The 15,620-nt window shown below is 65.1% G+C and carries 13 protein-coding genes; 8 read left to right on the top strand and 5 right to left on the bottom strand.

The genetic code is table 11. The features are described 5' to 3' along the window. Positions 1-336: 336 nt before the first annotated feature. Positions 337-1,425: a LacI family DNA-binding transcriptional regulator gene (locus FHW92_RS01955; RefSeq protein WP_168601531.1), complete on the top strand. Its 1,089-nt coding sequence runs from the start codon at positions 337-339 to the stop codon at positions 1,423-1,425. On the opposite strand, the gene FHW92_RS01950 is transcribed toward FHW92_RS01955, so the two are convergent. After that, complete coding sequence (locus FHW92_RS01950; protein ID WP_168601530.1) at positions 1,422-1,709, bottom strand: DUF1330 domain-containing protein; 288 nt, start codon at positions 1,707-1,709, stop codon at positions 1,422-1,424. The two genes, FHW92_RS01955 and FHW92_RS01950, sit on opposite strands and share 4 nt — an antisense overlap. A 49-nt stretch (positions 1,710-1,758) precedes the next feature. After that, the gene (locus FHW92_RS01945) at positions 1,759-4,263 is read right to left on the bottom strand and encodes a TonB-dependent receptor (RefSeq protein ID WP_246869857.1); all 2,505 of its coding nucleotides are present in this window, start codon (positions 4,261-4,263) and stop codon (positions 1,759-1,761) included. Positions 4,264-4,707: 444 nt separating this feature from the next. Between FHW92_RS01945 and FHW92_RS01940 the strand changes: the two genes are divergently transcribed. Continuing rightward, positions 4,708-5,298 (top strand): hypothetical protein, encoded by a 591-nt coding sequence (locus FHW92_RS01940; RefSeq protein WP_168601529.1) that lies wholly within the window; start codon positions 4,708-4,710, stop codon positions 5,296-5,298. Continuing rightward, positions 5,295-5,696 (top strand): hypothetical protein, encoded by a 402-nt coding sequence (locus FHW92_RS01935; protein ID WP_168601528.1) that lies wholly within the window; start codon positions 5,295-5,297, stop codon positions 5,694-5,696. Before FHW92_RS01940 ends, FHW92_RS01935 begins: the two co-directional genes overlap by 4 nt. Here the strand turns inward: FHW92_RS01935 and FHW92_RS01930 are convergent. The 3 genes from FHW92_RS01930 to FHW92_RS01920 are packed head-to-tail and all read right to left on the bottom strand — an operon-like array spanning position 5,689 to position 8,436. Continuing rightward, positions 5,689-6,504: an alpha/beta hydrolase gene (locus FHW92_RS01930; RefSeq protein WP_168601527.1), complete on the bottom strand. Its 816-nt coding sequence runs from the start codon at positions 6,502-6,504 to the stop codon at positions 5,689-5,691. The two genes, FHW92_RS01935 and FHW92_RS01930, sit on opposite strands and share 8 nt — an antisense overlap. Then, positions 6,494-7,759, bottom strand: a complete 1,266-nt coding sequence (locus FHW92_RS01925; protein WP_168601526.1) for an MFS transporter — start codon at positions 7,757-7,759, stop codon at positions 6,494-6,496. Before FHW92_RS01925 ends, FHW92_RS01930 begins: the two co-directional genes overlap by 11 nt. Beyond that, positions 7,756-8,436 carry an SDR family oxidoreductase gene (locus FHW92_RS01920; protein WP_168601525.1) on the bottom strand — a complete coding sequence of 227 codons (681 nt, stop codon included), beginning with the start codon at positions 8,434-8,436 and terminating at the stop codon, positions 7,756-7,758. The genes FHW92_RS01925 and FHW92_RS01920 overlap by 4 nt, the downstream gene beginning before the upstream one ends. Positions 8,437-8,670: 234 nt before the next feature. Between FHW92_RS01920 and FHW92_RS01915 the strand changes: the two genes are divergently transcribed. Genes FHW92_RS01915 through FHW92_RS01895 form a run of 5 tightly spaced genes read left to right on the top strand, consistent with a single transcriptional unit; the run spans position 8,671 to position 15,584 of the window. Then, on the top strand, positions 8,671-10,035 hold the full coding sequence (locus FHW92_RS01915; RefSeq protein ID WP_168601524.1) for an LLM class flavin-dependent oxidoreductase: 1,365 nt from the start codon (positions 8,671-8,673) through the stop codon (positions 10,033-10,035). A gap of 1 nt (position 10,036) precedes the next feature. Beyond that, positions 10,037-11,755, top strand: a complete 1,719-nt coding sequence (locus FHW92_RS01910) for an amidohydrolase family protein (RefSeq protein WP_168601523.1) — start codon at positions 10,037-10,039, stop codon at positions 11,753-11,755. Positions 11,756-11,764: 9 nt separating this feature from the next. Beyond that, a complete protein-coding gene (locus FHW92_RS01905) occupies positions 11,765-12,943 on the top strand; it encodes a M24 family metallopeptidase (RefSeq protein WP_168601522.1) in 1,179 nt (392 codons plus the stop codon). A gap of 8 nt (positions 12,944-12,951) precedes the next feature. Then, a complete protein-coding gene (locus tag FHW92_RS01900) occupies positions 12,952-14,244 on the top strand; it encodes an MFS transporter (protein WP_168601521.1) in 1,293 nt (430 codons plus the stop codon). Further along, positions 14,241-15,584 carry an LLM class flavin-dependent oxidoreductase gene (locus tag FHW92_RS01895; RefSeq protein WP_168601520.1) on the top strand — a complete coding sequence of 448 codons (1,344 nt, stop codon included), beginning with the start codon at positions 14,241-14,243 and terminating at the stop codon, positions 15,582-15,584. The genes FHW92_RS01900 and FHW92_RS01895 overlap by 4 nt, the downstream gene beginning before the upstream one ends. Positions 15,585-15,620 lie beyond the last annotated feature (36 nt).

Here is a 15,620-nt window from a genome sequence, read left to right as displayed (position 1 = left end):
GGGCCAGTGAGGGTCGTTGCAGGCGCGGCGGCCCTTTTGCCGTCTTTGCCCGGTTCCTTGGCGCCCTTTGCCGCAAAGGTAGGGCGCGAATTGTGAATTTTGCGCAATTCCGTTCAATTCATGATGCACAATATTGCGATAATTTGTGCAATTCTGCCACCTTCCTACCCCTGTCCGACAGGCGGACACTCCGCGCGCGCCTGCCAAATTGCGGGCCGAAGCCGCGCAAGGCTGATCGGCCGCAGGGCATCACCGCCGCCGGGTTTGACAATTCGTGCAACACTCGTAAGCCTGATGCACAGACCTTCACCCCTTCACGGACCAGCAACCGATCGCATGAAGCCCAAAGGCCCCTCCAAACCCGCCGTCCGAACCACCGCCCCCAAGGCCATCGGGCGCAAGGTCAGCGCCGACGATGTGGCGCGCATGGCGCAGGTTTCGCGCTCGGCGGTGTCGCGCACCTTTACGCCGGGAGCCAGCGTCGCCCCCCAGACCCGCGCCAAGGTACTGGCCGCCGCGCAGGCGCTGGGCTATCGCCTGCAATCGGCCAGCAGCCAGCAGAATCACGGCCGCCCCAAGCGCGCCGCCGTGATCATGGCCAACCTGTTTTCGCCCTATTTTTGCCATATGTACGCGATGTTCGAGGACGAATTGCGCCAGCGCGGCTTCGAGGTGGTGTGGCGGATTGTCAGCGATCTGGCGTTGCTGGACGTGACCGTGTCGGACATGGTCGATGAACAGGTTGACGGCATCATCGTGCTCTCGGCCGTGCCGGGCGCGGCGGTGCGCAAAAAGGTCGTCGCGGCCAGCATTTCGCTGGTGGTGCTCGATCGGCAGGATGTGGTCGAAGGCGCCGCTCTGGTGTGGATCGACGGGCCGGAAATCGGGCGCAGCATTGCACAGTTGATGCAAAAGGAAGGGCGCAGCCGCCCCGCCGCGATTGCCGCCAATCCGCGCCGCCTGACCGAATTGCAGGCCTTTGCCCATGCCATGGAAACGGGCGGCAGCGCGCCGTGTCGCTGGGTGGATACGGGCTGGACCTATGAAAACGGCATCACTGCCGCGCGCGTCCTGTTTGCAGGCGAGGATCGGCCCGACGCGATCTTTGCCGCCTCGGACTATCTGGCGGTGGGCATTGTCGATGTGGCGCGCAAGGAATTCGGCCTGCGCGTGCCCGAGGATGTCTCGGTGGTCGGCTTTGGCGACACGTCGCAATCGCGCTGGCTTTCCCATGCCACCTCCTCGATCCACCTGCCGCTGCTCTCGTTGGTGCAGACGGCGGTGTCGACCATGGCGGGGCGGCTGGGGCCGAATGTGGCGCCGCCGCCGCGCATCTGGCTGGCCTGCGATGTGATCGAGCGCGAGACGACGCTGGGGCTGAGTTTTGCCAACAACCCCGCCGCCATCCCGCAATATGCCGATTAGGCGATGAGGCGCGATTCCACCACGCCGCCGCCGTTGATGCGATGCGCCTTGCCCGCCAGATATTGCGGGGAATTGACATAAGCGCGGGCGCGCTCCGCATCGGCAAAACGCAGGACCACCACCAGTTCGGCAGGATCGACATCGCCTTCGAGCACCTCGGCCACCTTGCCGCGCAGCACATATTCGCCGCCGAATGTCTCGGCAACGCCTGCCACAGCCTTCAGATATTCGGCGAATTTTTCCCGATCATGCACGCGGACCGTGGCGACAATATAGGCAGGCATAAGCCCTCCTCTGGAATGGGGCGAACCCGAAGGCCCGCCCCGAACAGGTTTACATCTTGACCTTCACCTGAAGCCCGAAGGTGCGCAGATCCGGCAGACCCACCAAAAGGGCCGAGAAATAGGCCGAATGGGCAAAGCTGGGGTCCAGCACATAATTGTCGGTGAGCGAGTTGTAGGTCTTGTCGTTGAGCAGGTTGTTGACGAAAACATCGACAGCCACCCGTCCCTTGGACACGCCCGCGTGCAGATTGAACTTATGCGCGTCCGGCGTCTTGGCGATATTGGCCTCGTTCGACCACATGCCCGACTTGAAATTCCAGTCGAGACGGGTGAACCACTTGCCATCGGCCACATTCTTCAGGTCACCGCCCAGAATGACGCCGATATTGGCCGAATATTTCGACGTATATTTCATTTCCTTGCCGGAAAAGTCATAGATGCCGGTCAACTGGCTGATGGTCGTGCTGCGGAAGTATTTGATATCGCTTCCGTTCATCGCACCGCTGGCTTCGATGCTCAACAGGTCGCTGACCTTCCAGTTGGTGTCCAGCTCGACACCGTAAAGATCGACCGAACCCGAATTGGCCGAGGTGTTGATGAAGGTGAAGCCAGTGGAGGTGGTGGGATCGGCGGCCACGATGGTGATCGCGTTGATCTGATTGCGCCACTGGGCATAATAGGCCGCCGCCGTATAGCGCAGGCGACCGTCCAGCGCCTTGCCCTTCATGCCGATTTCGTAATTGGTGATCTTTTCTGGCGCGATGGTCAATTGCCCCCCCGCGGCCAGAGCAGCGGCCTGAACCGAGGCGGACTGGGCCAGAATGGTGGTGTTGAACTGCGCCGGATTCACGCCCTTGGCCCATGAAGCATAGACCATGGTGCGCGGATTGATCTGCCAGTTGACGATCGCGCGCGGGGTGAAATTCTTGTAGGTCTGCTGCACCAGCAACGCATTGCCCGCATAGGTGCCCGCCGGGATAAAGGCGCTCGACGCGATGGTCTGACCGCCCGAACGCGCATAGGCGCCCAAAGTATCAATCTGATAGCGCCCCTCGATGCTGGCCGAGAGGTTGGGCAGGACATCATAGGTCAGGCCGAAGAACATGCCCGTGGTGCGATTCTCGCTCTTGCCGCCCGGCACCAGCAGCGATGCCGTCAACGCGCCCGTGCCGCCGCCGCCGCCCGACCATGTGTCGGCCTTCAGATAGCTGACCCCGGCCACCGCGCGCAGCGGACCGTGATTATAGGCCAGGCGCCCTTCCATCGACCAGTCCATGTTGCGGCGTTCGACCAGATAGGGAAAATCGTAATATCCCTTGGGATTGGTCGTCGAGGGGAAACCGGAGGAATCGAACCCGTCCAGATCGATCAGCGTCGACCAGACCTCGCGGTTATACCCGGCCAGGAAATCGGCGGTCAGGTCGCTGGAAATCTTGTAATTGACCGCCGTATGCGCGTGCTGGCTCTTGCGCAGCAGGCCATAGCCATCGACGCTGTCGCTGGTCGGAATGACCCGGTTCGAGGTCAGCGCGAGGAACTGCTTGATGGCGTCGGTGTTGACCGTATTGGCCGAGATCGGATTGATCAGGCCCGGCACCGTGCCGCAGATATAGGCGTTGGACACCGTGCTGCCAAAACCCTGCACCCCGCGCGAATTGCCATTGAGCGTGCAGTTGGACTGATTGGCCGCCACCAGCGCGCCGGAAGCCGTCTTGATGTCATAGCCATAGAGGCGCGTCTGGGCAGGCGCGCCATCGCGGTCCTCGCTCATCATGCCGAACAGTTTCATGGTCAGCTTGGGGCTCGGCTTGAACACGATCAGCGCGGTGCCGGTGGTGGTCTTCTGGTCGCCCAGCGTGCTGCCGTCATAGGCATTGCGCCACGAACCGTTCTTGGAAAACCGTTCGCCCGTCACCCGAAAGGTCAGCATGTCGCCGATAATCGGCCCTTCGACCGTACCTTGCAGCCGGTAATTGGCGCGGGTGCCGACCATGCCGGTCATTGAGCCCGCCCATTCGCCCTTCGGCTCCTTGGTGGTTACGTTGATCGCGCCGGCAAAGGTGTTGCGGCCGTAATAGGCGCTTTGCGGACCTTTCACCACATCAACCTGCGCCGGATCGGACACCGAGGTCACCTGCGAAGGCGAGGACACCGGCACGCCGTCGATGAACATCGAGGTGGTCGTGGCCAGCGTGGTCGAGGGTGTGAAGCCGCGCAGCACGATCTGCTGGAACGAACGGTCGGCATGGCCCGACGAGTTGTTGTTGACATTGACCCCCGGCGTCGAACTGGCCAAATCGGTGATCGAAACGATGCCGCGCTGTTCCAGTGCCGCAGCGGTCAGGGCCGTCACGGTGACGGGAACTTTCAGAATATCCTCGGACCGCTTGCGCGCGGTCACGGTGATGGCGCCCAGATCATTGGCGGCATCGGCGGCGGCCGGTTCAGCAGCCCGGGCCGGGCCTGCGGCGGCCAGTGTGGCGCCCATCGCCAGCGCGGAGGCGGCCAGATGGTAGATGGAGAGAGAACGGATCGGTCGTGGGTAACGCATCATGGTGATAACCCCTCATTTCAAGCCACCCTATGCAGGGCGGCAGCTTTCATCCCGGAAAATTGTGTGGGGCGGTCCTGCGTTTCGCCCCGGCATTGGTGCTGTTTGGCCGGGCGTTATGCTCGCCCGTTGGCATCCCGGCGCAGGTGGGCATCATGAACGAATGTGCACATGCCTGCGCCTTGGATGGGCAAAACTTGCACCACCATCCGTTTTCCCGATGCACGATGTGGGGCCTATTCGCCTGTCGGATGATGGATCAGTGCGCCGGATCTGTGCAAAATCGCCCAAGACGATGGGCATAGCGGCGGATCGCCCGGTCATGAAGCGCGCTATTTCCGTCATTTCTCGGCCATAAATCCGCCTGTCGGATGGGTCCGACCCGCATCTTGGAACCGCAAGGATGATGCACATCAATGCATTCCTCTTGCAAGAAAGGATGCCCGCATGCCCGATAATTCACCGCCCAGCACCCCGCTCAGCCCGCCACCCAGCCCCCCGCGCCGCGCCCTGATGCGCCATCTGATTCTGGCCGGAATGGCCACTCCCCTTGCCGCCCCGCTCGCCGCGCAGGCCCCGGCGCCAAGCCCGCCGCCCTTCCCCCTCGATTTCCATGGCACAGGGCCGATCCCGTGGTTTGCCCGCGCCTTCCACCTCTACACCGCACCGGACGGCAAGAGCCGGATCGAGAGCCTGCCCGTCAACGCCCCCGCCATGGGCGAAATCGCGCTGTTCCTGCGCCGCGAGGCCGAGCGCGTCTCCATCGGCGGCACCGCGCCCAACGCCGGTTTCAGCTTTCATGTCGCCAACCAGCCGACCCTGTTGATCCCGATTTTCGGCACGATGCTGATCGGGATGGAGGACGGATCATTCCACGAATTGCGCCATGGCGACATCGCCATGGCCGAGGATTGCAGCGGCAAGGGCCATATCTCGCGCGCCGGGCCGCAGGGTTCGTTCATGGCCTCGGTGCAGATGCCCAAGGCGCTATGCCCCGCAATCGACAGCAGCGAGCGCGACAGGCTGTGGTTTCGATGAGCGCCTATCAGGCCGTCGCGATCATGCCCACAGCCGACGGCGGATCGCGCCTGCTCGACCTGCCGCTGGCGCTCTGCCGCAAAACACAGGCCGGTCTTTGGGAAGGCATCTCGGGCGCCACCGGATGGGGCATCACGCAAGGGACCGGCGAGGGCTATGGCGAGTGGCACAATTCGGCCATGGCGGGCCTGTCGATCGTGCTGCGCGGATCATGGGCGATCGAGGCGGGCGATGGGGCGCGGCGCGTGCTGCGCCCCGGTGATATGCTGGTCATGCTGGACACGGTGGGGCGCGGCCATCGCTCCTATCCGCTGGAGCAGCCCTGCGCGGTGATCGGCATCGCCTTTGACGCGCCAACCGAGGCAAGGTTGAGGCAGGAGGCCGCTGCGATCAGTTGAGAAAGCCGAGGATATCGGGCGCAATTTCGGCCGCGTCAAAGGCCAGAAACCCATGCGCCCGCCCCGGCAAAGGCCACAGCCGCCCATGGCGCAGCACCGGGGCCACCTGCTGCGTCACCTCCCAGAGATCATCCTGCGCGTTGATGACCAGCGCCTGTTGCTCCACCCGCGCCAGCGCCCCAAGGAAATCATAGCGATAGACGCCAATATAGCCCCACGGCATCCGCGCACCCAGCCGCAGACATTCCGCCATCGCCATATGGCGCTGTTCGCTGGTCATGCGCGCATCGCCCAACTCGCCAAAGATCGCCCAGAGCTGTTCGACATGGGCAAGATCAGCGCCGGGACGCGGGAATTTCTCCAAAAGCAGCGCCAGTCGCCGCTCGCGCTCATGCTCGGGATAGGCGGCCAGACCGAACAGCACCAAGCGCCGCACACGATCAGGCAGGCGGACCGCCAGTTCGGTCGCGATGATCGAGCCGGTATGCGCGCCCATCACATCAAAATTCCCGCCCGCGATCTCTCCGCGCGCGGCCAGATGGTCGATCAGATCGACCATCACCCCCGCAAAATCGGGGATCGAGGCAGGCTCGGGCGGCGCATCGCTCATGCCATAACCGGGCGTGTCGGGCGCAATCACCACCCGCCCCCGCGCCAGCAGCGGCAGGATCGGCATCCATTCATAGGAATTGCTGGGCGTTTGATGCAGCACCAGCAAGGGCGGCTGTGTCACCGGTCCATCCGGGCAAACAATCCGGTAATGCAACTGGCCGAAACGGCTGGGCGCATAGGCTTTTTCAACAAGCATCCAATTTCTCCTGCGCCCGCGCGGCCACCGCCGCCAGCAAGGCCGAAAGGGACAGGGCAACCCCGCCCACCAGCGCCATCGACCAGCCCACACGGGCCGGATCGGCAAACACCCGCTCGGTCAGCGTCGCCACGGCCAACGGCCCCAGCGAGCCGCCGATCATCGTCATCACAAAGGCATAAAGCGCAACCGCCAGCCCGCGCGCCTCCACCGGCACCGCCTCGGCCAGAATGGAGAGCATCGTCGTGCCATAGATCGCGCTCGTCGCCATGACCGTGGCGGTGATCGCCAAGGCGCCCGCGCCGCTCTGGCTGACAAAGCCCATGCAGGCCGGGATGGTCAGCAGCGCCAGCAGAGCGCTCATCCGCAGCTTGGCGACCGTACCGCCCCGGCGCGCCACCCGGTCGACGATCACCGCCGCCAATCCCGCCCCGATCAGCGAACAGACCAACTGCGCCACGCCCAATTGCTTGCCCACATCGGCGGGGGTATAATGATAGGCCCGGCTCAGCAAAGCCGCGCCCCAGCCCGAGGCCGCCGCCGCTCCCATCGCAAACAGCGCCACCGCGCCATAGAGCGGCAGCAGCACCCCGCGCCGCGCCGCCATGTCGGCAAAGGGCAGGCTGAGCGGCTGCGCGCTATTCGCGCGCCGCGTCTGGGCAATGGAAAGCAGCAGCAGCGCCACCGGCAGCCCCGCCAGCCCCATCAGCACAAAGGCGATCCGCCACGGCGCCAGATCCGCGATCCCAGGCCATCCGGCAAAACCGCCCGCCGCGCCTGCCTGAAGCACCGCGCCGGCGGCCATCGAACCAAGGCCATAGGCCACCATGCTGCCCAGCACATAGAGCGCCATGGGCCGCCCGCGCCGGTCGGGGGCAAACATCTCGCCGATCATGCCCACCGCGCAGGGGCCCAGCACCGCCTCGCCCACGCCGATCACCAGCCGGGCGAGGAACATCTGCGCAAATGTCTGCGCCAAACCGCAGGCGATGGTGCCCGCGCTCCACACCAGAATGCCGCCGAACAGCAGACGCCGCCGGTTGACCCGATCCGCGACATAGCCGAGCGGCAGCCCCACCGAAACATAAAAGACCGCAAAGGCAAAGCCTTGCAACAGGGCAATATCCACCTCGCCAATCGCCAGATCGCGCCGCACCGGATCGACCACCAGCGCCAGCATCCCGCGATCCACCGTCGAAACCACCTGCGCGATGCACAGGATCAGCACCGCGCTCCACGCGCGCCAAGGCTTCATGCCGCAGATCCGGCGGGATTGTTGACCGGAACGCCCGCGCCATTGATCGCGCGCGATTGCGGGCTGAGCAGAAAGGCGATGACATCGGCAATCGCGTTGGGATGGGTCCATCTGGCCGGATCGGCGCGGGGCATGTCGCGACGGTTGGCGGGCGTGTCGATTACGCCCGGCAGCACCGCATTGGCGCGAATGCCACGCGGGGCCAGTTCGACGCCAAGCGCCTCGACCACGCGCAAAACGGCGGATTTGGCCGAGGCATAGGCCGCCATCCCCGCCCCCGCGCGCGCCGCCGCCATGCCGCCCACCGCGACAATCGCCCCGCCCTCGGCCATATGCGGCACGGCGGCCTGCACCACCGCGATCAGGCTTTCGACATTGCCCGCCTGCATCGCGCGCCAGTCCTGCGGCGTGCATTCCAGCAGGCGCTGCATGGCAAAGCCCCCGGCCAGATGCACCACGCCGTCCAGCCCGCCCAGCGCGCGCGCCGCCTGTGCCACCACCTGCGCGGCGGCATCGCGATCGGCCAGATCGACCGGGCCGAACCAACCGGGCGCATCGGGCGCGCCATGACGCCCCGCCACCGGCGCCACCCGCCAGCCCTGCGCGGTCAAGCGCGCCATCGTGGCCATGCCCAGAGCGCCGCCCGCCCCGGTGATCAGCACTCTTTTATCCGGCATAGAATCCGCCCTTTCCAACCGCGCGCATGGCAGATGCACCCATGTGCAGCCCTTGCACGCCGCATCGCCTTTTCCCCTGCACTCCATCCGGCAGGAGATCAGGCGATACGCCATTCACTCACTTGCACAATTTCTTGCACATCTTATCAAGGCGTCGCGCTGAAAAATTCCGATAGTCGGACATTTCATGGGGATTTATCGCATGCACAAAAATGCACAACATAATCACTCCCTATGAAACTTCTTGCTTTCCTGATGCAGACCGGCGGCCATATCGCCGGGTGGCGCCACCCCGATGCGCAAAGCCATGCGCTGACCGATATCGCCTATTTCCGGCAATGCGCGGCGGCGGCGGAAAGGGGCCTGTTCGATGCGGTGTTCATCGCCGATTCGGTGGGATATCCGCCCGCCAAGAGCGCCGAGACCTTCGCCTGTCTGGAAACGCCCAAGCTGGACCCGGCCAGCATCATCGCCCATCTCTGCGCCACCACCAGCCGGATCGGCTTCATCTGCACTGCCTCGACCAGTTACAGCCAGCCCTATGAACTGGCCCGCCGCCTGAGCAGCATGGACCATATTTCGGGCGGGCGCATCGGCTGGAACATGGTGGCCTCGACCATGGAGAATGAGGCGCATAATTTCGGCCGCGCCGCCCATTACGGCCATACCGAGCGCTATGAACGCGCCGAGGAGTTTGTGCAGGCCGCCAAGCGCCTGTGGGACAGTTGGGAAGATGGCGCGATGGTGGCTGACAAGGCGAGCGGGCGCTATGTCGATCCTGCGCGCCTGCATGGGGTCGATTATCGCGGCGAGCATTTCGCCGTGGCCGGGCCGCTCAACGTGCCGCGCGGGCCGCAGGGACACCCCGTTCTAGTGCAGGCCGGAGCCTCGGACACGGGCAAACGCTTTGCCGCACGCCATGCCGAGGTGATCTTCACATCCCACCCCAGCCCCGACACGGCCCGCGCCTTTCGGGCCGAAATGCATGATCTGCTGGCCGAAATCGGGCGCGCGCCGGAAAGCCTGAAGATCATGGCCGCGATCACGCCCATTGTTGCCCCCACGCGTGAGGAAGCGCAGGCCATCCAGCGCGAGCTGGACGCGCTGATCCCCACACCCGTCGCCATCGGCAAGCTGGAAGGGCTGCTGGGCAATTTTGATCTCTCGGGCCATGATCCCGATGGCCCCCTGCCCGATGTGCCGCAAAGCACGATGTCACAATCGACATGGGAGCAGGTGGTCGGCCTTGCGCGGCGCGAGAATCTCTCGATTGCCGAATTGGCGCGGCGCGTGGCGGCGGGGCGCACCAGCCGCTCCATCGCAGGCACCGCCGCCGACATCGCGGACGAATTGCAGCATTGGTATGAGAGCAGGGCGGCGGATGGCTTTGTGATTACGCCCGCCTATCTGCCTGCGGGGCTGGAGGCTTTCGTCGAGGGCGTCGTGCCCGAATTGCAGCGGCGCGGCCTGTTCCGCAAGGAATATGAGGGCACAACGCTGCGCGACCGGCTGGGGCTGGCGCGGCCCGCCAATGGGTATGAAACGGGCGAATATGCCCATGTTCAGCCCGAAATCTGGCCCGCCAAGGGAGATGCGTGAGATGGCCGATTATGATCTGGTGATCCGGGGCGGCACGCTGGCCGATGGCACGGGGGGCGATCTTTACGACGCGGATCTGGCCATTGCCGATGGCCGCATCGCCGCCATCGGGCAGATCGCCGGATCGGGGGCGGAGGAAATCGACGCGCGCGGGCAACTCGTCACCCCCGGTTTTGTCGACATCCACACCCATTATGACGCGCAGGTCACGTGGGACAGCCATTTCTCGCCCTCCACCAACCATGGCGTGACCAGCCTGCTGATGGGCAATTGCGGGGTGGGCTTTGCCCCCTGCAAGCCCGAAATGCGCGAGCAGATGATCGATGTGATGGAAGGCGTCGAGGACATCCCCGGCATTGTCATGACCGAAGGGCTGCCGTGGAACTGGACGACCTTTCCCGATTTCCTGAACGCGCTGGAACAGCGGCGGATGGATGCCGATTTCGGCGTTGCCGTGCCGCATATCCCGATCCGCGTCTGGGTGATGGGCCAGCGGGCGATCAAGCGCGAACCGGCCACCACCCGCGATATGCAGCGTATGGCAGCCCTTGTGGCCGAGGGCATGGCGGCGGGCGCCTTCGGCTTTTCCACCACCCGCGTGATCGGCCATCGCACGGCGGGCGGCGAGCAATTGCCCGTCACCACCGCCAGCGAGGATGAGCTGATGACCATCGCGCTGGCCATGCGCCCGCATGGCAAAGCGCTGTTCATGTCGGCATCCGAGTTCGACACGGCCAATGGCTTTTCCAGCGAGTTCCGCCTCTTGCAACGCATCGCGCAGGAATCGGGCCACACCGTCACCTTCCCCCTGCTGCAATATGACGAGGCGCCCGACCGCTGGCTGGAAATCGCCGAGGCCTGCGCCAACGCGCGCGCGGCAGGAGCCGATATGCTGGGGCAAGTCGTGGGCCGTCCGGTGGGCGTGCTGATGGGCCTGCAACTGACGCTGCATCCGTTTCGCGGTTGCCCCAGCTATGATGCGATTGATGCTCTGCCCTTGGCCCAGCGGGTGGCGGCGATGCGTGATCCGCACACGCGCGCGGCAATCCTGTCCGAATATGGCGGGCGGCTGGACCCGGCGAAATATCCCGCCTTCATGCGCTATATCCACCTGTGCTATCCGATGGGCGCAGAGCCGGACTATTCCCCGCCCGAAAGCCGCCGCCTCGACAATCTGGCCGCCGCGCGCGGGGTGTCCTTGCCGGAACTTGCCTATGATCTGCTGCTTGAGGAAGAGGGCCAGGCGATCCTCTATTTCCCTGCGCGCAATTTCACTCGGTTCAACCTGGATGTGGTGCGCGACATGCTGACGCGGGATGACACCGTGCTGGGCCTTGGCGACGGCGGCGCGCATTGCGGGGCGATCTGCGACGGCTCGATGCAGACCTATCTGCTCACCTATTGGGCGCGCGACCGGGTGGGCGAGAGGCTTTCCATCCCCCATGTCGTGCATCGCATGACCGGCCATACGGCGGGCGTGATGGGCCTGACGGATCGCGGCGTTCTGGCGCCCGGCATGAAGGCCGACATCAATGTCATCGACCATGACCGGCTGCATCTTTACCCGCCGCGCGCCTCTTTCGACCTGCCCGCAGGGGGCCGCCGCCTGACGCAGGAGGCGCGGGGCTATACCGCCACGATCCTGTCCGGCATCATCACCCACCGCGAAGACAAGCCCACCGGCGCGCTGCCCGGCCGCCTGCTGCGCCGCGCCCATTAAAGGTTTCCCATGCTGCTCAACCGCCCCCGCGCCGATGCCTTGATGGACCGTGATCGTCTTGACGCCATCGTCGCCTCCACCCCGATCAACACCTATTACCTGTCAAGCTGGGCCACGGATGCCAGTTGGGGCTTTGGCGATCTGGCGCTGGCCCTGCTGCCGCGCGACCATGGCAAGGAAGCCGCCGTGTTGACCGTCGAGGTCGATACAGGCCAGCCCCAGCAGCGCGGCGGCACATGGATGCGGATCGTGCGCGGCTATGCCCGCAAACCCGGCATTGGCGCGGGCGGCACGCAGGGCGCGCTGACCAGCGAGGGATTGCCCCAGAACCACCCGGAGGCGGTGGCCGATTACCTGCGCGAGATCGGATTGGACCGCGGCTCGCGCATCGCCTTTGAGGATCGCGGGCTGGGGCTGGATGTGGCCGAAATGCTGGATGGGGCGATCGAGGCGGTGGGCGCGCGCGATTTCCTGCGCGACATTCGCATGGTCAAGACGCCCGAGGAAATGGGCCATATGCGCGCGGCCAGTCGCAAGACCGAACTGGCCCTGCAGATCAGCGCCGAGGCGATCGCGGCGGGCGCCACATGCGCCGAGGCCGAGCGCGTGTTCTGGTCCGCCGCCGCCTTGAGCGGGGCGAGGCCGGTGTTTCTGCTCATCACCCCCTATCGCCCCGGCTTTGGCCGACTGGATAAAACCGCGCCGCTGCTGCCCGGCGATACCATCACCTTCGACGCCACCTGCGAATTTGCCCATTATACCAGTGACATTGGCCGCACCGCTGTCATCGGCATGCCCAATGCGGAGCAATTGCGCGTGTTCAACGCGACGCGGCTTGGCTGGCGGGCGGCCTTGCCCCATTTCCGCGCGGGCGCGCTTTCCACCGATGTCGAAAAGGCCGTTACCGGCTGCATCCAGGCGGCGGGCAATCCTGAATTTCGCGGCTGCGGCCTGCATTCGGTCGGGCTGGAACATACTGACCACCCCCATCCCAATGGGGGCATGCACACATTCGAACTGGTCGATGGCATGGTGATCTCCTGCGATCTGCCATGGATCGGGCCGGATATCGGCAAATTCCATTTCGAGGATATCATCTACCTCAAGGATGGCGCGGTCGAGATCCTCAACAACCCCGACGGCCGCTTGCTGGCCTGTATCGACGGCCGCACTGTGCCGATGGAGTGAAGCGACCCATGCGCGAATATCCCCCGGCGCGACAGGTGATCTGGCCCATGCTGCTCTTGTTTCTGGGCGCCAATCTCTACAGCATAGACCGCGCGATTGTCGGCGTGCTGGCCGAACCGATCCGCAAGAGTTTCGCCATTGGCGATGCGCAGATGGGTCTGTTGATGGGCATGGCCTACAGCCTGCTTTCGGCGGTGCTGGGACTTGGGCTGGGCTGGCTGGTTGACCACCGCGACCGGCGGCGGCTGGTGGCGGGCGCCATCGCGCTTTGGAGCGTGGCGACCATCGCCTGCGGCCTTGCGCCCAGCTTCGCCGGCTTCTTTGCCGCGCGCATGGTGGTGGGATTGGGAGAGGCGGCGATTGCGCCTGCCGCGCTCTCGCTGATCGCGGATCTGTTTGCCCCGGCTCGGCGCGGGCGGGCGATGGCGGTCTATTTCATCGGGGCCAGCATCGGCTCGGGCCTGTCCTCGGTCATTCCGGGCATGATCCTGCGCCATGGCATCGCCATCACCCTGCCCCATATCGGGGCGCTGGAGGCATGGCGGACGTGTTTTGTCCTGTGCGGTCTGGGCGGGCCTGTGGTCTCGCTCCTGCTGCTGACCGCGCGTGAGCCGGTGCGCCACGCCGCCGCGCGTGAGGCCGACAGCGCGCATATGGCCGCCAAGCTGGGCGATCTGTGGGCAAGGCGGGCGCTGGTCGTGCCGCTCTATCTGGGCTTCTGCCTGTTCTATGTCGCGCTGCTGGGCATCACCATGTGGACCGCGCCTTTCCTCACCCGCCATTATGGCCTGCCGATCACCGCTTTCAGCGGGGCGCTGGGGCTGATGCTGCTGGTGACGGGGGTATCGGGCTATCTGATCAGCGGGTTGCTGGCGGATTCGCGCCTGTCGGGCGGCCGGGCGGGGCGCATTCCGCTGCTCTGCGCGCTGCCTTTGCTGGGCCTGCCCGCCGCCTTTGCCGGTTTCGCGCCCGATTACCGCCTCTCACTGGCCATGCTGGGGACGATCGGCATCGCCATGCCGATGATCAATGTCGCGATGAACACCACGCTTCAGGACATACTGCCCAACACGATGCGCGGCTTTGGCATGGCTATGCTGGGCCTGTGCAGCGCGGTCATCGCGGGCGCGGGCGGACCTTGGGTCATGGCGCTGGCGGGTGGTGGGGCAGGTGGATCATCGGGCGACCTTGGCCTGGCCTTTATGCGCGTGGGCCTGCCCTTTCTGCTGCTTTCCTCGCTTTGCTTTGCCGCCGCCTGGCGCGCGGCGATCACTTCTGCTCAAAAGGACGAAAACCCATGAACAGCCGCCAGATGGTGCTGGCCACCTTTATTCACAACAGCGGCGCGCATCCAGGCGGATGGCGCTATGGCGCCGATGCGGATCAGCATGACATCGACCATTACGTCCGCCTTGCCAAAACCGCCGAGCGAGGCAAGCTGCATTGCTATTTCTCCGGCGATCAGCAGGGCCTGCCCTGTATCAAGGGGCGCGACGCCTATGCCGCCACCGATTACGCGGGCAAGCTGGAGCCGACCACCCTGCTGGCGGCGCTGGCGATGGTGACCAGCGACATCGGCCTGATCGGCACGGTATCGACCACCTATAACGAACCCTATGCCGTGGCGCGCCGGATGGCGTCCTTGGACCATATCACCAAGGGCCGCGCTGGCTGGAACGTGGTGACCAGCGCGGGCAACAGCGAGGCGCGCAATTTCGGCCATGACAGGCTGATGGACCACGATCTGCGCTATGAACGCGCGGAGGAATTCGTCGATGTGGTCAAGTCCCTGTGGGACAGTTGGGAGGACGATGCCGTTTTGCGCAACAAGGCGGCGGGGCGCTACTTCGATCCGGCCAAATTGCGGCAATTGAACCACAAGGGGCGGTTTTTCAACGTGGCCGGGCCGCTCAATGTCGGCCGCCCGCCGCAGGGCCATCCCGTCATCGTGCAGGCGGGCGGATCGGGGCCGGGGCGCGCGCTCTCGGCCCGCACCGCCGATCTGGTCTTTACCGCGCAAAGCAGCAAGGACAAGGCCATCGCCTTTTATGATGACATGAAGGCGCGCGCCGCCGCCTTTGGCCGCAATCCGGCGCATATGGCGGTGCTGCCCTCGGTGCAATTGCTGATCCGCTCGACCGAGGCCGAGGCGCGCGCGGCGCAGGAGGAATTGCTCAACCTGATCCCTGATGCTTTGGCATGGGCCACGCTGCAGATGCAGATCGGGTTCGACCTGTCCGATTATGGCCCCGATGATAAAATGCCCGACATTCCGCTGACCAATGGCGGGCAATGGGTGCAGCAGGAACTGGTCCGCATGGCGCGGGCCGAGGATCTGACGCTGGGCCAATTGGCCAAGCGCGCAACGGTCAGCCGGGCGAGTTTCTCACTGGCGGGCACGCCCGAACAGGTGGCCGACATGATGGAGGACTGGTTCCGCGCGGGCGCCGCCGATGGTTTCTCGCTCTCGCCCAATTACCTGCCGGGGGGCCTTGAGGATTTCGTCGATCAGGTGGTGCCGATCCTGCAAAAGCGCGGCCTGTTCCGCACCGACTATCAGGGCGCGACCCTGCGCGACAATCTGGGCATTCCCCGCCCCGCCCATGCGCGAATGGGGGATGAGCCCGACCTCTGGGCCTGAACACAGGGCTGCCCCGGCGCGCGCCGGGGCAGCAAC

The sequence above is a fragment of the Novosphingobium sp. SG707 genome, assembly GCF_012275515.1.
GTDB lineage: Bacteria > Pseudomonadota > Alphaproteobacteria > Sphingomonadales > Sphingomonadaceae > Novosphingobium.
The sequence above is the reverse complement of the archived record's forward strand: the minus strand, read 5'-3'. Positions and strand labels throughout refer to the sequence as shown.